Annotated in this window: 23 protein-coding genes; 19 read left to right on the top strand and 4 right to left on the bottom strand. The window is 51.6% G+C overall.

Annotation, left to right across the window (positions count from 1 at the left end):
• Together H6585_15730 and H6585_15725 are read left to right on the top strand one after the other, a co-directional pair.
• Nucleotides 1-1,406 (top strand): hypothetical protein (locus tag H6585_15730; protein ID MCB9449782.1); only part of this gene is annotated, 1,406 nt, incomplete at its 5' end.
• Between the two features lie 96 nt (nt 1,407-1,502).
• Nucleotides 1,503-3,191 carry an STAS domain-containing protein gene (locus tag H6585_15725; protein ID MCB9449781.1) on the top strand — a complete coding sequence of 563 codons (1,689 nt, stop codon included), beginning with the start codon at nt 1,503-1,505 and terminating at the stop codon, nt 3,189-3,191.
• On the opposite strand, the gene H6585_15720 is transcribed toward H6585_15725, so the two are convergent.
• Together H6585_15720 and H6585_15715 are read right to left on the bottom strand one after the other, a co-directional pair.
• Complete coding sequence (locus H6585_15720; GenBank protein ID MCB9449780.1) at nt 3,172-3,786, bottom strand: thioredoxin family protein; 615 nt, start codon at nt 3,784-3,786, stop codon at nt 3,172-3,174. The two genes, H6585_15725 and H6585_15720, sit on opposite strands and share 20 nt — an antisense overlap.
• A 9-nt stretch (nt 3,787-3,795) precedes the next feature.
• The gene (locus H6585_15715) at nt 3,796-4,014 is read right to left on the bottom strand and encodes a hypothetical protein (GenBank protein MCB9449779.1); all 219 of its coding nucleotides are present in this window, start codon (nt 4,012-4,014) and stop codon (nt 3,796-3,798) included.
• Between the two features lie 79 nt (nt 4,015-4,093).
• On the opposite strand from H6585_15715, the gene H6585_15710 reads away from it, so the two are divergent.
• The 14 genes from H6585_15710 (at nt 4,094) to H6585_15645 (ending at nt 18,587) form a co-directional block, all read left to right on the top strand.
• Complete coding sequence (locus tag H6585_15710; GenBank protein ID MCB9449778.1) at nt 4,094-4,780, top strand: hypothetical protein; 687 nt, start codon at nt 4,094-4,096, stop codon at nt 4,778-4,780.
• Nucleotides 4,773-7,145, top strand: coding sequence for a TonB-dependent receptor (locus tag H6585_15705; protein MCB9449777.1), 2,373 nt, complete (start codon nt 4,773-4,775; stop codon nt 7,143-7,145). The genes H6585_15710 and H6585_15705 overlap by 8 nt, the downstream gene beginning before the upstream one ends.
• Before the next feature lie 392 nt (nt 7,146-7,537).
• On the top strand, nt 7,538-8,830 hold the full coding sequence (locus H6585_15700; GenBank protein MCB9449776.1) for a Glu/Leu/Phe/Val dehydrogenase: 1,293 nt from the start codon (nt 7,538-7,540) through the stop codon (nt 8,828-8,830).
• A 238-nt stretch (nt 8,831-9,068) separates the two neighbouring features.
• Complete coding sequence (locus tag H6585_15695; protein ID MCB9449775.1) at nt 9,069-9,926, top strand: ATP phosphoribosyltransferase; 858 nt, start codon at nt 9,069-9,071, stop codon at nt 9,924-9,926.
• A 3-nt stretch (nt 9,927-9,929) separates the two neighbouring features.
• Nucleotides 9,930-11,216: a histidinol dehydrogenase gene (hisD, locus tag H6585_15690; protein ID MCB9449774.1), complete on the top strand. Its 1,287-nt coding sequence runs from the start codon at nt 9,930-9,932 to the stop codon at nt 11,214-11,216.
• Nucleotides 11,217-11,218: 2 nt separating this feature from the next.
• On the top strand, nt 11,219-12,283 hold the full coding sequence (hisC, locus tag H6585_15685; protein MCB9449773.1) for a histidinol-phosphate transaminase: 1,065 nt from the start codon (nt 11,219-11,221) through the stop codon (nt 12,281-12,283).
• Between the two features lie 11 nt (nt 12,284-12,294).
• Entirely contained in the window at nt 12,295-13,383 is a 1,089-nt protein-coding gene (gene hisB, locus H6585_15680; protein MCB9449772.1) for a bifunctional histidinol-phosphatase/imidazoleglycerol-phosphate dehydratase HisB, read from the top strand.
• A 205-nt stretch (nt 13,384-13,588) separates the two neighbouring features.
• The gene (gene hisH, locus H6585_15675; GenBank protein ID MCB9449771.1) at nt 13,589-14,173 is read left to right on the top strand and encodes an imidazole glycerol phosphate synthase subunit HisH; all 585 of its coding nucleotides are present in this window, start codon (nt 13,589-13,591) and stop codon (nt 14,171-14,173) included.
• A 10-nt stretch (nt 14,174-14,183) separates the two neighbouring features.
• On the top strand, nt 14,184-14,906 hold the full coding sequence (gene hisA / locus H6585_15670) for a 1-(5-phosphoribosyl)-5-[(5-phosphoribosylamino)methylideneamino]imidazole-4-carboxamide isomerase (protein ID MCB9449770.1): 723 nt from the start codon (nt 14,184-14,186) through the stop codon (nt 14,904-14,906).
• A complete protein-coding gene (gene hisF / locus H6585_15665; protein MCB9449769.1) occupies nt 14,900-15,655 on the top strand; it encodes an imidazole glycerol phosphate synthase subunit HisF in 756 nt (251 codons plus the stop codon). Before hisA ends, hisF begins: the two co-directional genes overlap by 7 nt.
• Nucleotides 15,652-16,242 carry a bifunctional phosphoribosyl-AMP cyclohydrolase/phosphoribosyl-ATP diphosphatase HisIE gene (locus H6585_15660; GenBank protein ID MCB9449768.1) on the top strand — a complete coding sequence of 197 codons (591 nt, stop codon included), beginning with the start codon at nt 15,652-15,654 and terminating at the stop codon, nt 16,240-16,242. The genes hisF and H6585_15660 overlap by 4 nt, the downstream gene beginning before the upstream one ends.
• A 136-nt stretch (nt 16,243-16,378) precedes the next feature.
• Nucleotides 16,379-16,726: a type II toxin-antitoxin system RelE/ParE family toxin gene (locus H6585_15655; protein ID MCB9449767.1), complete on the top strand. Its 348-nt coding sequence runs from the start codon at nt 16,379-16,381 to the stop codon at nt 16,724-16,726.
• Nucleotides 16,710-17,012: a helix-turn-helix transcriptional regulator gene (locus H6585_15650; protein ID MCB9449766.1), complete on the top strand. Its 303-nt coding sequence runs from the start codon at nt 16,710-16,712 to the stop codon at nt 17,010-17,012. The genes H6585_15655 and H6585_15650 overlap by 17 nt, the downstream gene beginning before the upstream one ends.
• 36 nt (nt 17,013-17,048) lie before the next feature.
• Nucleotides 17,049-18,587, top strand: a complete 1,539-nt coding sequence (locus H6585_15645) for a bifunctional GNAT family N-acetyltransferase/carbon-nitrogen hydrolase family protein (protein ID MCB9449765.1) — start codon at nt 17,049-17,051, stop codon at nt 18,585-18,587.
• Nucleotides 18,588-18,596: 9 nt separating this feature from the next.
• Here the strand turns inward: H6585_15645 and H6585_15640 are convergent, their stop codons facing one another.
• Complete coding sequence (locus tag H6585_15640) at nt 18,597-19,040, bottom strand: nucleoside deaminase (protein ID MCB9449764.1); 444 nt, start codon at nt 19,038-19,040, stop codon at nt 18,597-18,599.
• Nucleotides 19,041-19,146: 106 nt separating this feature from the next.
• Between H6585_15640 and aspS the strand changes: the two genes are divergently transcribed.
• Nucleotides 19,147-20,907: an aspartate--tRNA ligase gene (gene aspS / locus H6585_15635; GenBank protein ID MCB9449763.1), complete on the top strand. Its 1,761-nt coding sequence runs from the start codon at nt 19,147-19,149 to the stop codon at nt 20,905-20,907.
• Nucleotides 20,908-20,909: 2 nt separating this feature from the next.
• On the opposite strand, the gene H6585_15630 is transcribed toward aspS, so the two are convergent.
• Nucleotides 20,910-21,164: a hypothetical protein gene (locus H6585_15630; protein ID MCB9449762.1), complete on the bottom strand. Its 255-nt coding sequence runs from the start codon at nt 21,162-21,164 to the stop codon at nt 20,910-20,912.
• A gap of 55 nt (nt 21,165-21,219) precedes the next feature.
• On the opposite strand from H6585_15630, the gene H6585_15625 reads away from it, so the two are divergent.
• Both H6585_15625 and H6585_15620 read left to right on the top strand, forming a co-directional pair.
• On the top strand, nt 21,220-22,245 hold the full coding sequence (locus tag H6585_15625) for a hypothetical protein (protein ID MCB9449761.1): 1,026 nt from the start codon (nt 21,220-21,222) through the stop codon (nt 22,243-22,245).
• A 387-nt stretch (nt 22,246-22,632) separates the two neighbouring features.
• Entirely contained in the window at nt 22,633-25,959 is a 3,327-nt protein-coding gene (locus H6585_15620) for a SusC/RagA family TonB-linked outer membrane protein (protein ID MCB9449760.1), read from the top strand.
• Nucleotides 25,960-25,961: the final 2 nt, after the last annotated feature.

The raw sequence follows: 25,961 nt of genomic DNA, 5'->3' as shown, positions 1-25,961 counted from the left end.
TGGAACTGGCCCTGGAACATGGGGACAACTGGACCGATGTTGATTACTGCAACGCCATGTATGGCAATGATCGCGACGGACGCTTCCGCAGCCTCAAACACTGGCTGACCCGTCGCTTAATAGAACTACAAGTTTCTGATGTTTGTCTCCACACAAGAGATGATGTCATGAAAAAATACAAGGCACGTATTCGCGTAAATAGATACTTTGTTGCAACCTATCTCTACTATTCTTCTCCTAAAGGTGGACGGGTACTTGATTTTCTTTTTGATCAAGCTCGAAGAGAAGCCGAAGAATTTGAATTATATGAGGAATTAGCAAGAATATATTCGCTGATGGCATTTAATCTTTTAACTCAAGATGATCATAGCAAGTTTGAAGAATACGCACAAAAAAAGGCTCACTATCTAAGAGCAGCAATAGCTGTAGATTTGGCTTTTGAAACCTACAACCGTCGTGTATACCTTGAATATACACAGCGAAATTTACCTCCCCATGAAGAACTAAAGTTATTAGAAGCATCTCTTCGAAAATTGAGAAAGCTTGGGGAAGGATTAGACTCTCAAATGTTTAATTATTTCTATCGTTGTCTGGAATATGATTATCATTTGGCAAGAAGAGATATTGACTCAGCGATGGATACGGCAAAAGACCTATTAAGAATACTTCTAAACGGTCCGCTAATAAGCAGTAGCACTCGAATAGCTAAAACATATGGATATATGTCTAGCTGTTCATTATTTCTCAAGGATTATAAAAAAACCTATGATTACGCCGTAAAAGTTAGAGAGGCCTTGGATAATTTTAAATCATCCAACTTCAAATTAGCGGTTATGCAGCAATTTTTTGCTTGTGTTTTTATGAATAAAATAAATCAAGCAGAAGAGCATTTAAAGGAATTACTTGAGGACGACTTTAAAACTGTTTCATATCAAGACTCTGGTAAGGTTGACTATTTTCTTGCGGTCCTTCGCTTCCTCCAGGAACGTTACCAAGAATCCTTCACCGTTCTCCAAGGCGTCAAAGAAATCATGGACGACAAGGCCGGCTGGAACATCGGTGTGCGCCAGTTGAGCTTCATGTGCCTGGTGGAGATGGGCCTGCAGGACCAGGCCTCCGCCGTGGTGGAGCAAATGCGCAAGTACCTGGAGCGTACCAAAGACAAGGTGGAATTCCGTGAAAGAGACCAGGTCATCTACTCCCTGTTCGCCGCCATCCACCGTTCCCAATATCGTTTTGACCACCCACGCTCGGGCATGAAAAAACTCGCCGCTGAGCTGGCTGATGATACCAGTCCGATCGCATGGACACCTGTAAGCCAGGAGCTGGTTCCCGTACACAACTGGTTCCAGAAGCACCTGAAAAAGGCGACATCCAAACCCAAGAAGCGGAGCATGAAGGCCTAGGCCTTTCGCTAACTGACACACCCCTGTCAGCAACTTGCCCGGCCAACCGTTCGGCCATTACCAAATGGGTGGTACATTTGTTCAACCCCATCACCCATGTCATCTCCTTTTCAACCCAAGCTGGTTACGCTGCTGAAAGAAGGCATCCCTCGTCAACAGTTCTTCAAAGACCTGGTGGCCGGTATCATCGTTGGCATCGTAGCCCTGCCCCTGGCCATCGCCTTTGCCATTGCTTCCGGTGTTTCTCCTGAGAAAGGTTTGATCACGGCCATCATAGCAGGCTTCATCATTTCCGCATTGGGTGGGAGCCGCGTGCAGATCGGCGGACCCACCGGCGCCTTCATCGTAATCGTATTGGGGATCGTGCATCAATACGGCGTGGACGGACTCACGCTGGCCACCTTCATGGGTGGTTTCATTATTCTCCTCATGGGCTGGCTCCGGCTGGGGGACTTCCTCACCTATATTCCCTACCCCCTGGTGGTAGGCTTCACCAGCGGAATCGCCGTGGTGATTTTTACCTCGCAGCTGCGTGACCTCTTCGGCATTCAGCTCGCATCCATGCCGGCCGATTTCATCGACAAATGGCCGGCGCTTTTCCAAAACTTCCACACCCTGAACCCGGCGGCAACCGGCCTTGCCCTCTTCACCATCCTCACCATGATCCTGTTTCAGAAGAAGTGGCCGAGGATCCCGGGCAGCCTGGTGGCCATCCTTTGCTGCACCTTGGGCGCACAGGCTTTTCACCTGCAGGTGGACACCATCGGGTCCCGGTTCGGCGACATTCCCGCGCATTTCCCTCCCATGCAATTGCCCGCCTTTGATTTCCAAACCCTGCGATCATTGATCCAACCTGCCATTGCCATAGCGCTGCTGGGCAGCATCGAGTCGCTGTTATCTGCCGTGGTGGCCGACGGCATGATCGGCGGACGACACCGACCCAATGCCGAACTTGTGGCGCAGGGAACCGCCAACATTTTTTCCGCCTTGATCGGCGGCATTCCTGCTACCGGCGCCATTGCCCGCACCGCCACCAACATCCGGAGCGGCGGACGAACCCCTCTCGCGGGCATCTTTCACGCGCTGACATTGCTTCTGATTATGCTGTTGCTAGCGCCCTATGCCAAGCTCATTCCGCTTTCATGTCTCGCCGGCATCCTCGTGGTGGTGGCCTACCGGATGGGCGAATGGCACAGCTTCGCATCCCTGCTTAGAAGTCATCGCATGGACATACTGATCCTGCTGGTGACCTTCCTGCTGACGGTGCTGTTTGACCTGATCCTGGCCATTGAAGTAGGTATGGCGTTATCGGGCATGATGGTGATGAAACGACTGAATGATTCGGTGCAAATACAGGGCACCAATGAAACCACCGAAGCTGAAGACAACCGGCTGTTTGAAGAAGAAATTCCGGATCTGCCCAAAGAGATCGCCCTGTTTGAGATCCGCGGTCCGCTCTACTTCGGCGCCACCCAGAAGTTCAGGGATACCCTGAAGAAACTGAACCAACCACCGAGGGTACTCATTCTGCGCATGCGGCACGTACCTTTCATCGACGCAACCGGTATTTACAGGCTTCGTGAAGTCATCCGGGATTTTGAGAAACACGGGGTGATCGTGATCCTTTCGGGGGTGCAAAAATCTGTCGTAAGCGAATTGGAAGCTTCCGGATTTTTAGCCGAACAACAAGCGGTTCGCATGTATGAGTCCATCGCCCATTCCGTGAGCCGGGCAAAGGAAATCATTAACGATACATCGAGCGAATCTACTGCGGCAGACGCTTGATCGTACAGCCCAGTGAGCGTGTGGTGCTGGGGTCGATCTTTTCACCAGCAGCCAGGTGGTTGATGGCGTCATCCAGCCAGGCATGGGTCACGGCGTTTTTGTCATCCGCATTGTCATCGATGGCGCCACGGTACACCAGTTTCATGTCTTTGTCGAACAGGAATACGTGCGGAGTGCGGCTTCCACCCAGTGCGTCCGCCAGTTTTGAACCTTCATCCAGCACATACGGAAAATGGTAAGATTCTTTTTCGGCATGTGTTTTCATCGCTTCCAGGGAATCGTCGCCCTCGCGTTTCGCCTCGTTGGAATTAACGACCACCATGCCGACGTTTTTCTCACCGGACAATTTCGCAAGACCATTATAGCGGTTCTCCCATTTCAGCACGAACGGACAGGTATTGCAGGAAAAGATCACGAGCAAACCGTTGCCTTTCTTCAGGTCGGTCAGGTGTACCGATTTTCCTTCCGTGGTGGTCAGCGGCAGATCGGTGCCTTTTGCGGCGGCGCCGATTTCCAGTTCATGCGGACCATCATGCAGTGGTGAAAATGCTGTTAATCCGATAAACAGCAAAGCAAGGGGGAATATGCTTTTCATAGTTTGAATTTATCGTTTGATACCTGAGTTGCCAAACAACCCTTTGTCTCTGGGTTTGCGACTTGATTTCTTCTTGCCCTTTTTCTTGCTGAAAGAAAAAGGGCTTCCTTTTTCAACGGGTATGACCCGATGCTTGTACGCCGGGCAACCAGCATCCTTATTACAGGATGAAAACACCACCACACAGGCCAGCAACCATGCCGCCTTTATCCATTTCGATCGCATCACAAATTAATTATTGTCCGGGGTCAACTATACAAGCGTTTAAATTAACGAATATTCAAATATAATTGCAAAATTCGCCGATATGGCTTCCGTCAGACCGGCACATCTTGCAGTATCATTTACTGCCATTCAACGCAACTTGTTACGTGCCGGTTTTGGCCTGATCCTGTTTTTCCTGCAACCCCGCGATGCAAGCGCCCAATCCAACTGGAACAGGTTCTGGCACATCAGCGGACCCGAGCGGTGCTGGGCCATCCGCCATCCTTTCACAGCAGGCAAATGTTTGCGTTTAACCAAGGAAGCCAAAGCCGCCACCCATGTCATGGCATCATCCGACGTACTTGATCATGACATCTCCGGCGGCCAGGTGGATGCATTCCGCCATGGCTACTGGATGGCGCTGTTGTCGAGCCGGGTTTCAACCCGAAAGGCCCGAAGCCTTGGAAAAGCGCATGAACGTGGCAACAGAAAAGATTTCAAGAAACATCATTTCGAAGAAGGCATGACACCGGACCGGGCAGCCGGTGAAATGGACACGTGGAACAACGAGCAGGGAATCCTCATTGGCAACCGGATGCACAATGCGCCGGAAGATTCGCTTCAACAGCTGGTGATCCGGGGCATCCTCGCAGGAGATTTCCGCATCCTTGCCAAAGACGGGAACGGGAACTGGTTGAACTGTAACGGGCAGGTATTGTCTCCCGCTGACATCAAGGACACGTGGGAAAATGACAAATGCCTCGTACCTTCGAATCAACGTCATGAATAAATGGTCCCTATCTTTAGTGGTCGGCCTGTTGACTTGTCACCAGCTGTTCGCCCAGGATCACACCCAAACCATCCGCGGCAGGGTCACCGATATGGACACCCGATCCCCGCTGCCGGGTGCAGCCATCCTATTGCTGGACAGCGATCCCGTGCGCGGAACCACAGCAGACAGCGCCGGATATTTTCATCTGGATCAGGTCCCCGTAGGCCGCGTCGGCATCCAGGTGAGTTACATCGGGTACAAAACCGCCACCCTGCAAAACATGGTGCTTACCAGCGGAAAGCAGATGGTATTGGATGTAAAGCTTGAGGAATGGGTGATCCAGGGAGAGGAAGTGGTGATCGAGGCGGAACGCAACAAGCAAATTGCATTGAATGAGATGGCCACCGTCAGCGCCCGGCAGTTTTCGGTGGAAGAGACCAACCGGTATGCAGGTACGTTGGGAGACCCGGCCCGGATGGCTTCCAACTTCGCAGGCGTAGGCAGCGCCTCCGACCAACGTAACGACATCATCATCCGGGGCAATTCTCCGATCGGGGTACTGTGGCGGTTTGAAGGACTCGACATCCCCAGTCCGAACCACTTTGTTTCGCAAGGCACCAACGGCGGCCCGATCAGCATCCTGAACAACAACCTGCTGTCCAACTCCGATTTCTTCACCGGCGCCTTCCCGGCCGAATACGGCAATGCATTGGCAGGTGTTTTTGATCTGACCATGCGGAGCGGAAACTCCGAAAAACGCGAATACACTTTCCAGGTGGGATTCAACGGCGCCGAACTGATGGCCGAAGGACCGTTCTCACGAAGGAGCGAACACAAAGCCTCTTACCTCGCCAGTTATCGGTACTCCACACTGGATATCTTCGAAGCGTTAGGCATCAAATTCGGCGTGGCTGGCATTCCGCGATACCAGGACCTATCCTTCAAAACAACCTTTCCGCTGGCCCGTGCCGGAGAGCTGGAAGTATTCGGGATCGGGGGCATCAGCCGCATCGACCTGAAAAACAGCGAACGTAAACCCGATGAAAACTCGCTGGGATTGCGCAACAACCGAGACGCCGTATTCGGCACACAAATGGGTACTGTAGGCGTCGTTCACACCTACCACTTCAACGAGCAAACCTTCCAGCGGATCATCATCGCAACATCAGGCAACAACCGCCTGGCCGAGGTGGATTCCGTTTCCGAAACCGATCATTCGCACACACAGGTGTACAGCGATCATTCCTCCCAAACGCGCTGGTCGATGCACTACACCCTCAACAAAAAGTTCAACGCACGTCACCAGTTGAAAACCGGCTTCATTGCCAACCGGCCCGACTTCAACTACGACGAAAACACCCTTGATCATGGTGTGCAACGGTCGCTCCGCACCTTCAGCGGGTACACATACGTCGGACAGCTGTATGCCCAATGGCGATACCGCATCACCGATGTATTGAGCCTGACCGGCGGAGTGCATTCCCAACACTTCACCTACAACAATACGCATACCCTGGAACCCCGGATCGGCATGCGGTGGCAGTTCCACGAGAAACAAACGCTGAACCTCGGATACGGCCTGCACAGCCAGCTCCCGCTGTATGAAGTGTACTTTTATGAAACGCCGCTTGCCAATGGAAAACGAATCCGGACCAACCGCAACCTGGGTTTCATGAAAAGTCACCAGGTGGTGGCCGGATACGATTTTGCCATCAACCGAAAACTCCGGCTCAAAACCGAGGCATACTACCAATACTTATTTGACATTCCGGTGAAAGCAAGTGGCCGGGGATCGTTTTCAGCAATCAACCTCGGATCGGATTTCGTGGGACTTCCGCCGCTCGACAGCTTGTCCAGCACAGGCACCGGCAACAACTACGGCGTTGAAATTACCCTTGAACGTTTTTTCGGGAACGGGTTCTATTACCTCGGCACCTTGTCGCTGTTTGCATCCGACTATACCGCGGGCGATGGCATCACGCGTTCATCCGCATACGACGGTCGGTATGTCTTTCATGTGCTGGGCGGAAAGGAGTTCCGGATCGGCAAGAACAACCAGCTTTCCATTGACGGCAGGATCACCCGTGCCGGCGGTAAACCCTATACACCACTTGATCTGGCAGCATCTTACCAGGCAGGAGCAGCGGTATTCGACGACACCCAGGCGTTTACAAAACGCTTCCCCGATTACTTCAGAGCCGACATGAACCTGCGTTTCAGGTTGAATGGTAAAAAAGTAACACAGGAGTGGGCGTTTGACATCCAAAATATCCTGAACACCCAAAACATCCTCCTGCTCAACTATGACCCCGTCAACCACCAGGAAGCATTCGAATACCAGCTGGGCTTCTTTCCCGTGTTTCAATATCGTCTGATTTTTTGAGATCGTCGAAAACCGGATGATTTAGGTCAGGAATCTGTTAAAATCCCGGTAATATTTTATTAAGTGTCGTTAATTTGCAGTAACATTGACGCATCAAAACCGGAAAGATGGTACCTGTACCCAAACAGTTTATCATGATTTACCTTGCACAAGGTTGCAGCAAGGCCCGGATTTCGTGCGGCTATAAGTCGATCAAATGAATGGGATTTGGTTGGAGACGAAATGACTGAAGATCTGAAATGAAGATGGGAATTTTTCGCCGGCCGAATCAAAACCCACCACAACCCAAAGCAGAATCTCTCCTGCCTGCGCCCCGATAGTAGTAAGCGGGGCCGGCCAGACTATTCCCTCCAAAAACCCTTTTTGAAACACTCTACACCAAAGCAAGTATTATGAAGACCGAGACAGAGAAAACCGAACCGGCACAAAAGCGGGGCATGTATGCCAACGTGATCAGCCAGTTTAACAGCGCGGCCGATACAATGAGCCTCGATCCCGGTATCCGGAAGATCCTGGGAAACACACACAGTGAAATCTTGGTGCACTTTCCTGTGAAGCTTGACAATGGTTCGGTGGAAGTTTTCACCGGCTACCGCGTGCAGCACAACAACGTACTGGGCCCCTACAAAGGCGGATTGCGTTACCACCCCACCGTGGATACCGACGCAGCCCGTGCACTGGCCATCTGGATGACATGGAAAACAGCCCTGCTGGGCCTCCCCTTCGGCGGAGGTAAAGGCGGCATCCAGATCGACCCAACCAAATATTCCGAAGGCGAACTGGAACGCATCACCCGCCGTTTCACCTACGCACTCGGAGACAACATCGGACCCGATCTCGACATCCCCGCCCCGGACGTGAATACCACCCCGCAAATCATGGCGTGGATCTCCGACACCTTCGCTGCCACCAAATCTCCCACCAACCGCTTCAACAACTTCCACGTTGTGACCGGTAAACCGGTGGGTTCAGGTGGACTCGAAGGTCGTGACCGCTCAACCGGCTTCGGCGTAGTGAAAACCATCGAGGCATGGGCCGAGCTGAAAAACTTCGAACTCAATGGAAAAACCGTGATCATCCAGGGATTCGGAAACGTGGGTTACTGGGCGGCACACTTCCTGGCGCAACTGGGCGTGAAACTGATCGCCGTACAGGATGCCAGCGGAACCATCTACAATGAGAGCGGCATCGATCCCGAAGCACTCCTCGAACATTGCCAACACAACCGCGGCATGATCCAAGGCTTCTCCAATGCCGAAAGCATGGATAACGCTAAGTTCTTCGGACTGCAATGCGACATCGTGGTGCCCGCTGCACTGGGCAACCAGATCACCGTTGACAATGCAGATTCGATCAAGGCAAAACTGATCGCAGAAGGCGCCAACGGTCCTACCGACACAGGTGCAGAACAAATGCTGCTGGCCAGGGGCGTTGACATCATCCCCGACATCCTTTGCAACTCGGGCGGTGTAACAGGCAGCTATTTCGAATGGTTGCAAAACAAACGCAGCCAGGTTTGGAAACAGGCTGAAGTGCTGGAAATGATCAAGGAAAAGATCGAAGACGCCTTCAAAAAAACCGTGAACATGGCCGAGGTTTACAAAACCGACTGGCGCACCAGTGCATTGATCGTGGCACTCACACGCCTCGAGCGCGCATACAAGGAACGCGGTATATTTCCATGATGCATCACGCAAAAGAAAAGCACGAGACCGGGATGCTTGGAGTTTATTCCGACATGCTTTACCTTTGCACTTCAACACAGTGAATATGTATTTGCAAAACCATCACCACCATCATGCACACAGAAGCGCGCAACGCTTGTGAAAGGAGGTGATTTGCAAAATCCAATTCCATACATTTGGGCCTGCTTTCGAAAAGCAGGCCTTTTTTTTTGAATAGAACAAGCCAATACAATTGCACATGAAACCGATCCGACTTGCCATCCAGAAATCAGGCCGACTGAGTGAAGACTCTTTGAAATTGCTGAAAGAATGCGGCATCAAAATCAATACCCACAGCGGAATCCTGAAAGCCGATGCTGCCAATTTCCCGCTCGAACTCCTGTTCCTGAGAGACGATGATATTCCCGGCTATGTAGAAGACGGTGTTGCCGACGCTGGCATCGTGGGTGAAAACGTGGTGGCCGAACTCGGCAGCAGCGTAGATACCGCCGAGCGTCTCGGATTCGGCAAATGCCGGTTGTCGGTTGCAGTCGGACGCAACGACGCCTACAATGGCATCGGCGACCTCAAGGGCAAAAAGATCGCTACCTCATATCCCAACATCCTCGGAGGATTCCTGAAAAAGAACAACGTGGAAGCTGAAATCCACGAGATCAGTGGTTCTGTGGAAATCGCTCCGGGCATCGGACTGGCAGACGCCATCTGCGACCTGGTCAGCACAGGATCTACCCTGATGAGCAACGGCCTGCGCGAAGCGGAAGTGATCTTCCGGTCGGAAGCATTGCTGGTTGCACGCAAGGACCTGTCCGACGAAGCACGATCTATCCTGGAATCCCTGCTCTTCAGGATCCGCTCCGTTCAGAAAGCAAGCAGCAACAAATACATCCTGCTGAATGCGCCCAATGATTCATTGGAGACCATCCTGAACATCCTGCCGGGGATGAAAAGTCCAACCATTCTGCCACTCGCCGAAGAAGGCTGGAGCTCCGTGCACTCGGTGGTGAATGAAGACAAGTTCTGGGAGATCATCGAACAGCTGCGTGGCGCTGGTGCCCAAGGCATCCTGGTGGTACCGATTGAAAAAATGATCCTGTAAACAATGAACGTACTGATCCAACCGGATGATGCCCGCCTCACCGTAGCTCTCCAACGCCCCGCGCTGGATGCAGGCAAGCTCACGGAAACGGTGAACAATGTACTGGCCTCGGTGAAGCTAAACGGCGACACCGCCCTGTTCGACTACACCGAAAAATTCGACGGCGTCCGGCTGCAAACCCTACTGGTTTCGGAAGCTGAGATCGAACAGGCAGGCAAGCAGGTGAGCACGTCGCTCAAATCCGCCATCAACCAGGCAAAAAACAACATCCATAAATTTCACGCTGCACAGAAACGCAACGAAGAAAAACTGGAAACCACCCAGGGTGTTACATGCTGGAGAAAAAGCGTGGGCATTGAACGCGTGGGGTTATACATCCCGGGCGGATCCGCACCCTTGTTCTCCACCATCCTGATGCTGGGCATACCGGCATCCATCGCCGGATGCAAAGAACGCGTCCTTTGCACTCCGCCGTCAAAAGACGGAAGCGTTCACCCCGCCATATTGTACACCGCAAAGGAAGTGGGCGTCACCAAAATTTTCAAATGCGGAGGCGCCCAGGCCATCGCTGCCATGGCATACGGCACGGCAAGTGTCCCCAGGGTCGACAAGATCTTCGGTCCGGGCAATCAATACGTGACCACCGCCAAAATGCTGGTGAGCCAGCAAGGCACCGCCATTGATATGCCTGCCGGACCTTCGGAAGTGCTGGTGATCGCAGATGAAAAAGCCGACCCCGCTTTCGTGGCAGCCGACCTGTTGTCGCAAGCTGAACATGGCGCCGACAGCCAGGTGGTGTTGGTGACCACCGGGGAAAAAATTGTGCAAGCCGTCCTCGACCAGATCCATGTTCAACTGGCTGCACTTCCCAGAAAAGAAACAGCGGAAAAGGCGCTGGCCAACAGCGTGGCCATCGTGGTGAAAGACCTGACCCAGGCCATGCAGGTAAGCAACCGCTACGCACCCGAACACCTGATCCTGGCCGTCTGCAACGCCGAAGAAACAGCCGCACAGGTAGTCAATGCCGGTTCCGTTTTCCTCGGCAACCTCACCCCGGAATCGGCAGGCGACTATGCCTCGGGCACCAACCACACCCTGCCCACCAACGGCTATGCCCGTGCCTATAGCGGCGTGTCATTGGACAGCTTTGTGAAGAAGATCACCTTCCAGGAAATACGCCCGGAAGGATTGAAGAACCTCGGCCCCGCCATCGAAGAAATGGCCGCCGCCGAACAACTGGATGCACACAAAAATGCCGTGTCCATCCGCTTGAAATCATTGGAGAAATAACCATGTTCCGTCTCGAAGATATCATCCGTCCGAATGTGAAGGCGCTCACACCCTATGCCTCTGCAAGGGATGAGTTCAAAGGCAGCGAAGGCATTTTCCTCGACGCCAATGAAAATCCGTTCGGATCTGTTGCGGGCGACAGCATGAACCGCTACCCCGATCCGTTGCAATGGAAACTGAAAAAGGAAATTGCCGGATGGAAAGGCGTGAAGGAAGACCAGATCTTTCTGGGCAACGGCAGCGACGAAGTGCTGGATTTGCTCATCCGCGCCTTTTGCGAGCCGAAGATCCAACACATCCTCATCACTCCACCCACTTACGGCGTATATGCCGTGTACGCAGCCGTGAACGACGTGCCCGTAAAGAAGGTGCAGCTGAATGAAGACTTTTCATTGGATGCCGGTAAGGTACTCGCCGCCATTGATGACAGCACACGCCTGGTCTTTATCTGTTCGCCCAACAATCCTACCGGTAACATCATCCCGCTGGAAGCAACCCGCCGCATCGCCGAAAACTTCAACGGCATCGTGGTAGTGGATGAAGCTTATGCCGACTTTGCAGAAACACCTTCAGCCATCTCACTGCTGAACGAATACCCGAACATATTCGTGGTGCAAACCTTTTCCAAGGCATGGGGCATGGCAGCATTGCGACTGGGAATGGGATTCGCTTCCCGTGAAATCGTGCAGGTGCTGAACAAGATCAAACCACCCTACAACATCAACGCCATCACCCAACAATTGGGATGGAAAGCCCTGCAAAACCAGTCGGCAAAAGACAGCTGGGTGGCGGAGATCAGAACCGAACGCAAACGACTGATGGATGCGCTCCCATCCATCCCCTGCATCACGCATGTATACCCTTCGGATGCCAACTTCATCCTGGTGAAAACAACCGGCGCGGCAGCGTTGTACCGCTACCTGACGGACAAACAGATCATCGTGCGTAACCGCGCATCCGAACCGGGATGCAGCGAATGCCTTCGACTCACCGTGGGTACGCCGTCGGAAAACAATACGTTGCTGGAAGCACTCCGATCGTACCCATCCAACCCGTCAAAAAACTGATGTCAGATATCATGAAAAAAGCACTCTTCATCGACCGCGACGGCACCATCATTTTGGAACCGGAAGACGAACAAATCGATTCGCTTGAGAAACTGGAATACTACCCCGGCGCCATCACTGCCCTGGCGAAAATCGCTGCGGACTTCAATTACGAACTGGTGATGGTGACCAACCAGGACGGACTCGGAACAGATTCTTTCCCGGAAGACACCTTCTGGCCTGCACACCAGAAAATGCTCAGAACCCTCGCAGGCGAAGGAATTGAGTTTGATGACGTGCTCATCGACCGCTCCCTGCCGAAAGACAATGCACCCACGCGAAAACCGGGCACCGGCATGATGGGCAAATACATGGACGGATCCTATGATCTCGCCGCATGTATCGTGATCGGCGACCGCGACACCGATGTGCAACTGGCCAAAAACCTCGGCTGCCAATCCATCCTGCTTGCCGACAGGCAACACCCGGATGCCGGCCTTTGCACCGGGAACTGGCAGGCCGTCTACGATTTCATCGCAGCGCAAAACGGTAGGATCGGTGAAGTCACACGCAAAACAAAAGAAACCGATATTCACATCCGCCTGAACCTAGACGGCACCGGCAGAACGCAAATTACCACCGGGCTTTCTTTCTTCGATCACATGCTGGATCAGCTCGGAAAGCACAGCCTGTGCGACCTGGAAATCACCACGAAGGGTGACCTGGAAGTGGACGAACACCACACCATCGAAGACACCGCCCTGGCCCTGGGTGAAGCTTTTGTAAAGGCTCTGGGAGATAAGAAAGGCGTGGCGCGCTACGGCTTCCTTCTCCCCATGGATGACGCCCTTGCACAGGTGGCGATTGACTTCGGCGGACGGCCATGGATCGAATGGGAGGTGGAATTCAAACGCGAAAAAGTAGGCGACATGCCCACCGAAATGTTCTTCCACTTTTTTAAATCATTCAGCGATGCGGCCAGATGCAACCTGAACATCAAAGCGGAAGGACAAAACGAACACCACAAAATCGAGTCGATCTTTAAAGCACTCGCAAGAGCAATCGGCATGGCGGTGAAGAAACAAGGCAACGCATTGCCAAGCACCAAGGGTGTTTTATAGGTATGATAAGTTTCCGGGAAAATGACAAACTAAAAGGAAACAATGCGCGGCAGCTAAATATGCCACAAAGACACAAAGGCACAATGATTAAAAGCAAATCAGGAAAATTACCATTACATAACCTCGTGTCTTTGCGCCTTAGTGGCAAAACACCAATGGGCAATACAACGTCGTCAAAAACGACAGTTTCTAACCAAGGCAGAACATGGAAGTAGCGATTGTAAAATATAATGCGGGGAACATCCAGTCGGTGTTGCACGCGCTTGACCGGCTGGGCATCTCCGGGAAGCTGACGGAAGACACCGCCGATCTGCTCATGGCCGACAAGGTGATTTTTCCCGGCGTAGGAGAAGCCAGCAGCGCCATGAATTATTTGCAGGAACGCGGACTGGACCGTGTAATCGCGAGCCTCAAACAACCCGTACTCGGGATCTGTCTAGGCCTTCAACTGCTGTGCAAACACAGCGAAGAAAACGACACCACATGCATGGGCATCTTCGACCTCGAGGTGAAAAAATTCCCACCCGAAGACAAGGTGCCCCACATGGGATGGAACAACATCTTCAACCTGGAAGGCCCGCTGTTCAGCGGCGTGAACGAAAATGAGTTTGTGTATTTCGTGCATAGCTATTACGCGGAAAAAGGCGTGGATACCATCGCCACATGCGACTACATCGTGCCTTTCAGCGCGGCCATCAGGAAAAGCAATTTCTTCGCCACGCAGTTCCACCCGGAGAAAAGCGGCGACATCGGATCGAAGATCCTGCAAAACTTTATTTCACTTACCTAATCGGAACAAGATGCAGATCATCCCTGCCATAGACCTGATCGAAGGCAAATGCGTACGGCTCACCAAAGGCGATTATTCGCAGAAGAAGATCTACAACGAAGATCCGCTTGAAGTTGCGCTTGCCTTTGAAGATGCCGGACTGGAGCGCTTGCACCTGGTGGACCTGGACGGAGCAAAAGCCGGACGCATCATCAACCACAAGGTACTGGAACGCATCGCATCCAAAACCGGGTTGGTGGTGGATTTCGGCGGCGGACTCAAATCCGACAAAGACCTGCAGATCGCATTCGAATGCGGGGCGCAAATGATCACCGGAGGCAGCATCGCCGTGAAGAACCACGCCCTGTTCCTTTCCTGGTTGAAGACATATGGAGCCGATAAGATCATCCTCGGTGCCGATGCCAACAACGGGAAGATCGCCGTCAGCGGATGGGAAGAAGACTCGGGCATCGACCTGTTCGACTTCCTCGGATCGTACCTGGAAGAAGGCATACGCTACGTCATCTGCACCGACATCCAGAAAGATGGCATGCTGCAAGGCCCGTCGACCGACCTGTACAAACGCATGCTGGATACATATCCCGACATGAAGCTGATCGCCAGCGGCGGCGTTTCCGGCATCTCCGACCTGGAAGAACTGGCCGCCCTCCCCCTGCACGGAGCCATCGTAGGCAAAGCCATTTATGAAGGCCGCATACCGTTGAACATCTTATCCGCCTTCAAACCATGCTGACCAAACGCATCATACCCTGCCTTGACATCAAGGAAGGCCGCACCGTCAAGGGCATCAACTTCGAACAGCTGCGCGATGCGGGAGACCCGGTGGAGCTCGGTGCGCTTTACGCACTACAGGGTGCAGACGAACTTACATTCCTCGACATCACCGCCACCCTGGAAGCCAGGAATACGCTGATTGACCTGGTGAAAAGAATCGCCAAAGAAATCAACATCCCCTTCACCGTAGGCGGAGGCGTTCGAACCGTAGTCGATGTAGGAGCGCTCCTGCAAGCCGGTGCTGATAAGATCACCATCAACTCCGCCGCCGTAAACCAGCCCGACGTGATCACAGCCATGGCAAGAGAATTCGGCAGCCAGTGCATCGTGGTCGCCATCGATACCAAGTTGGTGAACGGCGAATGGATCGTGCATACCCACGGCGGCACACGTCCCACCAACCTGGAAACAGTTGCCTGGGCGAGAGAGATCGAACAACGCGGAGGAGGAGAAATCCTGCTCACCTCCATGAACAACGACGGCACCAAAGACGGATTCGCACTTGACATCACAAGACGGGTTTCGGAAAATACGCACATACCGGTGATCGCGTCCGGTGGCGCCGGCAAAATGGAACACTTCGTGGATGTTTTCTCGGAAGGAAAAGCGGATGCCGGACTGGCAGCCAGTATCTTTCACTTCAAGGAAATCGGCATCCCGGAACTCAAACAGTACCTGAAGAAACAACATATCCCCATCCGCTTATGAAACCAGACTTTCAGAAAATGAATGGCCTCATTCCCGCCGTGGTGCAGGACGACCGCACCGGCAGGGTGCTGATGGTGGGCTTCATGAACGAAGAAGCATTCGCGAAAACGCAATCCGACAAAAAGGTGACGTTTTTCAGTCGCACCAAAAACCGGCTGTGGACCAAGGGCGAAGAATCCGGAAACTTCCTGCTGGTGAAAAACATCCTCATCGACTGTGACGAAGACACCGTACTCATCAAAGCCGAACCCACCGGTCCGGTGTGCCACACGGGTGCCGATACATGCTTCAATGAAACCAACCGCAGCATTGATTTTCTATCGCACCTCGAGGAGGTGATCCGCAACCGGAAAGAACACCCCGATGAGAAATCATACACGGCATCCCTCTTCAAAAAAGGGATCAACAAGGTAGCGCAAAAAGTGGGCGAAGAAGCCACCGAACTGGTGATCGAAGCAATGGACCGAAACGACGACCTGTTCCTGGAAGAAGCAGCCGACTTGCTGTTCCACTACATCGTGCTGCTGCGCGCCAAAGACAAAAGTTTGGGTGATGTGGTGGGCGTGCTGGAAGGAAGGCATAAATAATTACGAATGACGAATGGAAGGGCGTTGATCATGTGATTGTTCTAATAACGAACATATCCATCCGGCGAGACACGCATTGTTTCGTCAATTTCCATTTGATCCTTGCGCATGGTTACCTTTTTAGGTAACTTTACAAATGCGTGTAAACTGCCACCGTCAGATTGTCTTTTTTGGAAATGACTTCCTGGATTTCTACAACAAGCAAACGAGGAAAGTTCGAACCAGGATTGACTGGACGCTGGGATTGGTAAGGGATCTGGAAAGAATTCCGTCCAATTACTTCAAGCATATTGAGGGAACAGAACTTTACGAAATCCGGGTAAGCAGCGGGTCGGATATTTTCCGGATATTCTGCTTCTTTGACAAGGGAATGCTGGTGATTGTTTTGAATGGGTTTCAGAAGAAAACACAAAAGACGCCCCGAAAAGAAATAGACAAAGCGTTGAAACTTCAAAAACTATATAAGGATGGGCAAAAAAAATAAAATAGTGACCTTTGAAGATCACCTGGATCAGCAATACGGCAAAAAGGGCCAGTCATTAAGGGAAAAATTCGAAGAAGGATTCGAAGCATTCAAACTGGGCATCATGCTGCAGGAACTGCGCAAGGAACAAGGTCTCACGCAAGAACAACTGGCAGCCAAATGTGGCACCACCAAAAACTACATTTCCAGAATAGAGAATGATGCTTCGGATATAAGGTTGTCTACCCTTATGCGTATCATCAGGGAGGGATTGGGCGGACACCTGCGCTTGTCAGTTGAACTCTAACTAACAGTTCGAAAAAACGAGAAACGAACACCGAAAATGGAAATCAAAAAAATAGAATTACGCAACCTGACCGTGGATGACTATGCCCAGTTGGAAAGTGTGATCCGTGCATATTATTCCACCTGGGAGAACTCGTATTGGAAACCGCACCACATCGAAAAGCTGGTGACCCTATTTCCGGAGGGGCAACTCGCAGCGGTTGCAGACGGCAAAGTGGTGGGATGCGCCCTTACCCTCATCATCAACCATGAGGATTTCGAAGACGATCACACCTACCGCGAGATCACCGGCAACTTCACGTTTGATACACACGACCCTGACGGCGACATCCTGTATGGAATCGATGTATTTGTGGATCCGAAATACCGCGGACTGCGTTTGGGTCGGAGGATGTACGATGCACGCAAGGATCTGTGCGAACAACTCAACCTGCGCTCCATCGTGTTCGGCGGCCGCATTCCCAACTATGCAAAGTATGCCACCGAGCTGTCACCCAAGGAATACATTGAAAAGGTAAGGCTCAAGGAGATCTACGACCCCGTACTCACCTTCCAACTAAGCAACGACTTTCACGTGCGGAAAGTCCTGAAGGGATACATGCCGGGCGACGAAAACTCGCAGGAGTATGCCACCCTGCTGGAATGGAACAACATCTACTACACCAAATCCGAACGCACCCTGAATGCGAAGAAGACCCATGTGAGGATCGGTTTGGTGCAATGGCAGATGCGCTCTTTCCCCGACCTGGAAGCACTCTATGAGCAAATGGAATTTTTTGTGGATGCGGTGTCCGGCTACAAAGCCGATTTCGCACTCTTCCCCGAACTGTTCAACGCGCCGCTGATGGCCGAGTTCAACCACCTGCCCGAGCCGGAAGCCATCCGGAAACTCGCCGGCTACACCGAGCCGATCAGGAACAAATTCCAGGAATTCGCCATCTCATACAATGTGAACATCATCACCGGAAGCATGCCGGAACTGGTAAACAGGAAACTCTACAACGTGGGCTTCCTGTGCCGGCGGGACGGAACCTACGAGAAGTATCAGAAGCTGCATATCACCCCGAACGAAATCAACTACTGGGGCATGCAGGGAGGTGATACCTTGCGTGTGATGGATACCGATTGCGGGAAGATCGGCATCCTCATTTGCTACGATGTGGAGTTCCCGGAACTGCCCCGCATCCTGGCCCAGGAAGGTATGAAGATCCTGTTCGTTCCCTTTCTCACCGACACCCAGAACGGGTATACCCGGGTGAAAAGTTGTGCTTCCGCCCGCGCCATTGAAAACGAGTGCTACGTGGCCATCGCTGGCAGCGTGGGCAACCTGCCACGTGTGAACAACATGGACATCCAATATGCCGAATCAGGCGTATTCACCCCTTCCGACTTCGCATTCCCCGCAGACGGAGTACGGGCACTGGCAACACCGAACACGGAAATGACACTGATCGCAGATGTGGACCTCGACCTGCTCAAACACCTGCAGCAATACGGTAGCGTAACCAACATGAAAGACCGGCGCACCGACCTGTACGAACTCAAAAGGGTGGAAAAAAGCCAGGAGAAAAAATAAGGGTGTAGCCTAGCGCTTTCGTTCGAAAAACCGGATCAGTAACTCGGCACATTCGGCGGACAGTACCCCTCCTTTGATCTCGGTTTTCGGATGAATGACCCGTTGCGACAGCTGCTGGAACCCGCGCTTGGGATCAGCAGCGCCATACACGATGCGCGGGATCTGTGTCCAGAATGAAGCACCTGCACACATCACACAAGGTTCAAGGGTCACATAAAGCGTGCAATCTTTCAGGTACTTCCCTCCGATAAAGTCTGCAGCGGCAGTGAACGCCTGCATCTCGGCATGGGCAGTCACATCGTTGAGCTGCTCTGTGAGATTATGGGCGCGGGCAATGATGCGGTTCTGCGCTACGATCACCGCCCCCACTGGCACTTCTTCCTTGTCAAAAGCCTTTTCGGCTTCCCGCAGCGCCTCCCGCATATAATGTTCGTCTGAAAACGGCTCGAGCATGTTGGGTGTGTTTGTGTCCCGAAGGTAACAAATACCCGCGCTGTAAAAGCATTTCGTCTGTTTGACGTTGATTTTTTTTCTACCTTCGGAGGCCAAAAAAATACCCATGCTAAGAACCCATACCTGCGGAGAATTAAGAGCCGAACATCAGGGCACCGAAGTGACCTTGTGCGGCTGGATGCAACGTGCACGCGAACTGGGGGGCATGACATTCGTGGACCTGCGCGACCGGTATGGCATCACCCAGCTGGTGTTTAACATGGAAACCGACAAGGCGCTGTGTGAGCACGCCCGCAAACTCGGACGGGAAGATGTATTGAAGATCACCGGCAAGGTTGCCGAACGCAGCAACAAGAATCCGAACATACCCACGGGTGATATTGAAATACTGGTCAGCGCGCTGGAGGTATTGAACAAATCGAAATTGCCCCCATTCACCATTGAAGACGAAACAGACGGTGGCGAAGAACTCCGCATGAAATACAGGTACCTTGACCTGCGGAGAAAACCGGTTCGTCAAAGCCTCGAATTGCGGCACAGGGTGGCAAGCGAGATCCGCCGGTACCTGGATGAGCAACGCTTCATTGACGTGGAAACCCCGGTGCTGATCAAATCCACCCCGGAAGGCGCCCGTGACTTCGTGGTGCCATCCCGCATCCACCAGGGCGAATTCTATGCGCTGCCGCAATCGCCTCAAACATTCAAACAACTCCTGATGGTATCGGGCTTTGACCGGTATTACCAGATCGTGAAATGCTTCAGGGATGAAGACCTTCGCGCCGACCGTCAGCCCGAATTCACCCAGCTCGACTGCGAAATGTCTTTCGTAACCCAGGACGACATCCTTGATACATTCGAAGGATTGACCCGCCATCTTTTTCAAAAGGTGAAAGGCGTTACCCTGGATGCATTCCCGCGCATGTCCTATGATGAGGCCATCCGGCGTTACGGCAGCGACAAACCCGACATCCGTTTCGGGATGGAGTTCGTTGAATTGAATACCACCATGCAGGGCAAAGGCTTCCAGGTATTCGACAGCGCCGAACTGGTGGTGGGCATTGCCGCGCCAGGATGCGGCAACTATACCCGGAAGGAACTGGATGAACTGACGGACTTTGTAAAGCGCCCACAGATCGGCGCAAAAGGTCTGGTATATATTAAGTATGGTGAAGACGGTACCTTGAAATCATCCGTCGATAAATTTTACAGTGCAGACATCCTTCAGGAATGCGCCACACAATGCGGCGCCAAAGAAGGTGACCTGGTGCTGATACTTGTCGGCGACGCAGGCAAAACCCGTTCGGCATTGAATGAACTCCGCCTTGAAATGGGCAAGCGACTGGGGCTCCGCAACAAAAATGTATATGCCCCCTTGTGGGTGGTGGACTTCCCACTGCTGGAGTGGAACGAAGAAAGCGAACGTTACTTCGCCATGCACCATCCGTTCACTTCACCCAAACCCGAAGATGTGGCCCTGCTGGATACGGCGCCCGGCAAAGTAAAAGCCAACGCCTATGACCTTGTGATCAATGGCGTGGAGATCGGCGGAGGCTCCATCCGTATCCACGACCGTTCACTCCAGGAAAAAATGTTCCGCACCCTGGGATTCACGGACGAAGAAGCCAGGAAACAATTCGGCTTCCTAATGGAAGCCTTTGAATACGGCACCCCTCCTCATGGCGGGATTGCATTCGGCCTCGACCGTTGGGTATCGCTTTTCGGAGGTAGCGAAACCATCAGAGACTATATTGCATTCCCAAAAAACAATGCAGGCAGGGATGTGATGATTGATACACCTTCCACCATTTCACACGAACAGCTGGAAGAATTGGGATTAAAAATTTGCATTGTAGAAAGTGCGTCTTAGATTTACAACATCATGACAACAAGCAATACGCCTCCGAACAACCCGCAGGGATCGGGAATCCCGCCGACATCACATGGCATCGGCTCCGGTATGCCACCCAAACGACCGGCACCGCCTCCGCCTCCGCCCAGGCGCACGATGCCCACGGCTTCATCGGAACCGCCAAAACCCAACCCAAGCAATCTACCTAAACCATCATCGGTGCCACCCAAACCGATCGTTCCACCCAAACCGATGGGCGCTTCAGAGCCTCCCAAGATCGACCGGAGTGCACCGCTTCAGAAAAAGGAACCGGCCAAACCGGCTATCCCTTTGCAAAAAACCACAACGTCTCCGCAGTTGAATGTTCCCCCCAAAGGAAATGTCCCCCCGGGCAAGACACCTCCTCCTCCCGGAAGCACCGGCACACCTCCGGTAGGTACCGCTGGAAAACCGGAAGGAAAAAAAGAAGAAAAGAAATCGGGAAAAAGAGTTCTCCTTATCCTGTTGATCATTTCCGCAATTCTGAACGTCCTGCTGCTGGCAGGTGGCGGCTATACGGTTGTCAAGTACGACAACCAGGTCGACAGCCTTTCGACTTACGGCAATGAACTCCGTACCGAACTGGACCAAACCATGGAAGACCTTGATCAATATAAAGGTCAAAGTGAGAAACTGGATAAGATGCTTGCCGCTGCAAAACTCGAACTGGACACCACACGGGTGAAAATCGAGAAAATGCTGGCGGAAGGAAACCAGGACAAAGAAACGATTGATCAACTCCGCCACGAACTTCGTCGCATCAAAAGAAAACGTGAGAAATTTGAGGAAGAGATCGACCGGTTGTTGCTGGAAAACCGTGAACTGAAAAGCAAGAACCTGGACCTTTCAGTGGCCGTCGGCAACCTGGAGGAAGAAAAAGAAGTGCTGAGCGAGAAGGTCACAATCGCTTCCAAGATACCGGTTGAATACGCCACGATAACAGGTTTGAAGATGAAGGGCAAAGCCTTCAAGGAAACCGCCCTTGCCAAGAAAGTTGAAAAATTCAGCATCTGTTTCGATGTGATGGAGAACAAAGTGGTTGAACCGGGGAACAAAGTGTTGTACCTGCGCATTTCCGGTCCGGCCGGAGAAGTATTGGGCAACAAGGAACTTGGCTCCGGAAGCTTCGTCGATGCGGAAAGCGGAAAGGAAAAATTGTTTACGGTTCAGAAAGACATTGACTACCGAAATGATCGACAGAACTATTGTGTGGATTGGGAAGATCCTTCAAAAGAAACATACGATCCCGGTACATATGTAGCGGAGTTTTATCTTGACGGATTCAAAGCCGGTACCACTTCTTTCATCCTGCGTTAATCACGCCCGCCCAAAACATTCCTACAAACCCCGATGTCGACATCGACATCGGGGTTTGTGTTTTTTTAGGTTCTCATCATTTGTAATAAATCTTGTGATCCTAATTTTTTTTGACAAAAATTTGCCAGTACCGCCCATTCTTTTTTATCTTGGCCCCGGTTATTTATCCTTCCCAGTAAGATAATTTGACGAATCGCTCGTCTGCGTAGCCGTCAAGGCGTGTTTGGCTGTGCAGGTTGGCGAAAATAATCCCGGCCCCTTTTGGCATCTGAAAGGCGTCGGTTAGGTACGTGTCCGTCAGTTGGTATTTTGTGAACATTGTGATTTCGTTTAAGGCGCATTGAACTCAAGGCTTTGTAATTAACCAAAACCCTAAATACGTTACGCATGAAGAAGCTTTTCATTTTTGGCACCCTATGCTTGGGCCTATGGGCACAAGTATTTGGGCAGGATGCTTCCGGGCAGCAAGACAAAGAGATCTCGGGAAGTATCATTAACTCTGCCGACAACGAACCGGTGATCGGCGCCGCCGTGGTGGTCAAAGGCACCATGGTGGGAACCGTTACCGATATCGACGGTAAATTTAAACTCCGGGTACCTGCCGGAAGCAATACCCTTGTTGTCTCCTTTATCGGCATGAAGTCCCAGGAACTTCAAGTTGGAGACAAAACATCTTTCGACATTAAAATGGACGAAGATGTGATGAACCTGGATGAGGTCGTTGTGACTGCACTGGGCATCAGCCGTGAGAAGAAATCTCTCGGTTATGCCAGTCAACAGGTAACAGGTGATGCCGTGACTGACACCAAGAGTGGAAACTTCGTGAACCAACTGTCAGGTAAAGTAGCAGGGGTTCAGGTGAAAACCAACAACAACTTCGGTGGTTCCACAAACGTGATCATCCGCGGTAGTTCTTCCATTACTGGTAACAACCAGGCCCTGTTCATTGTGGATGGTATGCCGGTGAACAACTCCAACACCAACCAGGACAAATATGGCCCCGGTCTGCGCACGCAAGCTGAAGGCCAGGGTGGTTATGACTACGGTAATGCTGTAGCCGATATCAACCCTAATGACATTGAGTCCATCAACGTGCTGAAAGGTGCAGCTGCAACCGCACTCTACGGTTCACGTGCTGCGAACGGTGTTGTGATCATCACCACCAAAAAAGGTAAAAAAGTGGCCGGTGGCCGTCAGCGTTACGGGGTTGATTTCAACTCAAACGTAACCCTCGGTTTCGTTGATAAAAAAACCTTCCCTACCTACCAGGATCAATACGGTGAAGGTTACGGTCCTTACTACGATGACCCGACCGGTTATTTCTACCTGGCCGACATCGATGGTGACGGTAACGACGACCTCGTTTCCACTTTTACAGAAGATGCTTCTTATGGTCCGGCCTTTGATCCGAACCTCATGGTGTATCAATGGAACTCTTTCGATCCGGAATCACCCAAGTACAAACAAGCTACTCCTTGGGTGAACGCCGAAAACGGTCCCATTACTTTCTTCGAAACCGCAGTAACCACTTCTAACAATATTGCTGTTTCAAACGCAAACGACAAAGGTTCTTTCCGTGTTTCTTATCAGAAATTCACGCAGAAAGGTATCATGCCGAATGCACGTCTGGAACGTGATAACTTCGGTTTCAACGGTACCAGCAACCTGACCGATAAACTTTCTGTTGGCGCAGTAGGTAACTACGTAAAAACAAAAGGTAAAGGTCGTAACATCACCGGGTACAACGCGAACATGTTGTCAAGCTTCCGTCAGTGGTGGGCCCTCAACGTAGACGTACAGGAATTGAAAGACATGTATGATCTGACCGGTCGCAACGTAACCTGGAACCCATCCAGTCCTGACGATCCAATTCCCTTGTACTGGAACAACTTTTATTTTGAGCGTTACGAAAACTATGAAACAGACGTACGCGATCGTTTCTATGGTACACTGAATATCAACTACCAACTGAGTGAAGCACTGCGTCTCTCTGCCCGCTTCTCAGCTGATACCTACAGTGAACTGCAGGAAGAGCGCATGGCGGTTGGTAGTCTTCCGCTGAATTTTGGTATCGACCGTTCGGTTCAAAGTTCTGGTTACTCCCGCTTCGACCATACCTTCCTCGAAAGCAACATGGACATCTTTTTTACCTACAACAAAGATCTGTCTGAGAACCTGAACCTGAATGCAACTTTGGGTACTAACTATCGCAGAACCAGAAACAACTCTGTATTCTCCGCTACAAACGGAGGATTGGCGGTACCAGGTACCTATTCTCTTCTGAACACCAAATCCACAGCATTGGCTCCTTTGGAAACCGCCTCTATCATAGGTACCGACGGTTACTTTGGAAGTGCATCTTTGGGTTTCAAACGCTTCCTGTTCCTTGATGTAACCGCAAGACAGGATTACTTCTCTACATTGAAGTCAGGTAGCAATAGCATCTTCTATCCTTCAGTTGCAGGTAGCTTTATCTTCTCTGAAAAACTGAAGAAAGATTGGCTTGAATTTGGAAAAGTGCGTGTAAACTACGCTGAAGTAGGTAACGATGCTCCTTTCGCCAGCTTGTACGACACATATGACAAGCCAGCTCCTTTCGGAAGCACCACCCTCTTCTCTAGAACCAACGTGAAGAAAACAGAAGACCTTCGCCCGGAAAGATCAAAGAGTCTTGAAACCGGTTTGGAAATGATCTTCCTGAAAAGCCGTCTCGGATTTGACGTTGCATACTACAACACAAACACCATTGACCAGATCTTTGCTGTTGCTGTTTCCAATGCTACAGGTTACTCCAGCAAATTCGTAAATGCCGGTAAAGTGCAAAACTCCGGTATCGAATTGAACATCAACGGTACTCCTTACAAAAATGATAAGGTGAAATGGGATGTAACCCTGAACTGGGCCCGTAACCGTAATAAGGTAATCGACCTGTTCAAGGATGAGTTTGGCAACGAAGTTACCAACCTAGTACTGGCCTCATGGCAAGGAGGTATTTCACTGAATGCTACCAAGGGTGAGCCCATTGGTACACTGCAAGGAAAAGATTTCGTTGACGTGAACGGAGATCCAGTAAGCATCAGCGGTCTTGATCCGGTTGTTAAATCCAACGGTAAATACGCTTCAACAAGCGCTGCCAACGTGGTGCTTGGGGATGTAAACCCCGACTGGAATGCCGGTATCACCAACGCCGTTACTTACAAAAACTTCCGCTTCAGCGCCCTGATCGACTGGCAAAAAGGTGGAGATGTATTCTCCCTCGACCAGTATTACGGTCTGGCAACCGGTCTGTATGACAACACTGTTGGAAACAATGAACTGGGTGTACCCGTTCGTGAATCCGCTTCCAACAATGGTGGTTTGATCTTCGACGGTGTGGATGCAAACGGCAACCCAAATACCACACGCGCAGACGGAAAGAACTTCAGTCTCTTCGGGTATGCTGCATACCCTGACAAAGAGTTCGTTTACGATGCAGGTTATGTGAAACTGCGTGAACTGTCAGTAACCTACACCATCCCTTCAGCCAAACTGAAAGACAAGTTCTTCAGCGGTGCAAGCTTCAGTGTTGTAGGCAACAACCTGTGGATCATCCACAAGAACCTGCCTTATGCAGATCCTGAATCAGGTGTTACTTCCGGTAACATCCAGGGATGGCAATCCGGTGTAATGCCTACCACCCGGAACTTCGGCTTCAACGTAAACCTTCAGTTCTAATG

This window comes from Flavobacteriales bacterium, from assembly GCA_020635855.1.
Classification (GTDB): domain Bacteria; phylum Bacteroidota; class Bacteroidia; order JACJYZ01; family JACJYZ01; genus JACJYZ01.
Note: the sequence above shows the minus strand (reverse complement) of the source record. Positions and strands in the feature narration are given on the sequence as shown.

What these genes read in the sequence shown, in the direction of transcription:
- H6585_15725 (MCB9449781.1), top strand. Translation starts at nt 1,503, where the DNA reads ATGTCATCTCCTTTTCAACCCAAGCTGGTTACGCTGCTGAAAGAAGGC.
- H6585_15720 (MCB9449780.1), bottom strand. Translation starts at nt 3,786, where the DNA reads ATGAAAAGCATATTCCCCCTTGCTTTGCTGTTTATCGGATTAACAGCA.
- H6585_15710 (MCB9449778.1), top strand. Translation starts at nt 4,094, where the DNA reads ATGGCTTCCGTCAGACCGGCACATCTTGCAGTATCATTTACTGCCATT.
- H6585_15705 (MCB9449777.1), top strand. Translation starts at nt 4,773, where the DNA reads ATGAATAAATGGTCCCTATCTTTAGTGGTCGGCCTGTTGACTTGTCAC.
- H6585_15700 (MCB9449776.1), top strand. Translation starts at nt 7,538, where the DNA reads ATGAAGACCGAGACAGAGAAAACCGAACCGGCACAAAAGCGGGGCATG.
- H6585_15695 (MCB9449775.1), top strand. Translation starts at nt 9,069, where the DNA reads ATGAAACCGATCCGACTTGCCATCCAGAAATCAGGCCGACTGAGTGAA.
- hisD (MCB9449774.1), top strand. Translation starts at nt 9,930, where the DNA reads ATGAACGTACTGATCCAACCGGATGATGCCCGCCTCACCGTAGCTCTC.
- hisC (MCB9449773.1), top strand. Translation starts at nt 11,219, where the DNA reads ATGTTCCGTCTCGAAGATATCATCCGTCCGAATGTGAAGGCGCTCACA.
- hisB (MCB9449772.1), top strand. Translation starts at nt 12,295, where the DNA reads ATGAAAAAAGCACTCTTCATCGACCGCGACGGCACCATCATTTTGGAA.
- hisH (MCB9449771.1), top strand. Translation starts at nt 13,589, where the DNA reads ATGGAAGTAGCGATTGTAAAATATAATGCGGGGAACATCCAGTCGGTG.
- hisA (MCB9449770.1), top strand. Translation starts at nt 14,184, where the DNA reads ATGCAGATCATCCCTGCCATAGACCTGATCGAAGGCAAATGCGTACGG.
- hisF (MCB9449769.1), top strand. Translation starts at nt 14,900, where the DNA reads ATGCTGACCAAACGCATCATACCCTGCCTTGACATCAAGGAAGGCCGC.
- H6585_15660 (MCB9449768.1), top strand. Translation starts at nt 15,652, where the DNA reads ATGAAACCAGACTTTCAGAAAATGAATGGCCTCATTCCCGCCGTGGTG.
- H6585_15655 (MCB9449767.1), top strand. Translation starts at nt 16,379, where the DNA reads ATGCGTGTAAACTGCCACCGTCAGATTGTCTTTTTTGGAAATGACTTC.
- H6585_15650 (MCB9449766.1), top strand. Translation starts at nt 16,710, where the DNA reads ATGGGCAAAAAAAATAAAATAGTGACCTTTGAAGATCACCTGGATCAG.
- H6585_15645 (MCB9449765.1), top strand. Translation starts at nt 17,049, where the DNA reads ATGGAAATCAAAAAAATAGAATTACGCAACCTGACCGTGGATGACTAT.
- H6585_15640 (MCB9449764.1), bottom strand. Translation starts at nt 19,040, where the DNA reads ATGCTCGAGCCGTTTTCAGACGAACATTATATGCGGGAGGCGCTGCGG.
- aspS (MCB9449763.1), top strand. Translation starts at nt 19,147, where the DNA reads ATGCTAAGAACCCATACCTGCGGAGAATTAAGAGCCGAACATCAGGGC.
- H6585_15620 (MCB9449760.1), top strand. Translation starts at nt 22,633, where the DNA reads ATGAAGAAGCTTTTCATTTTTGGCACCCTATGCTTGGGCCTATGGGCA.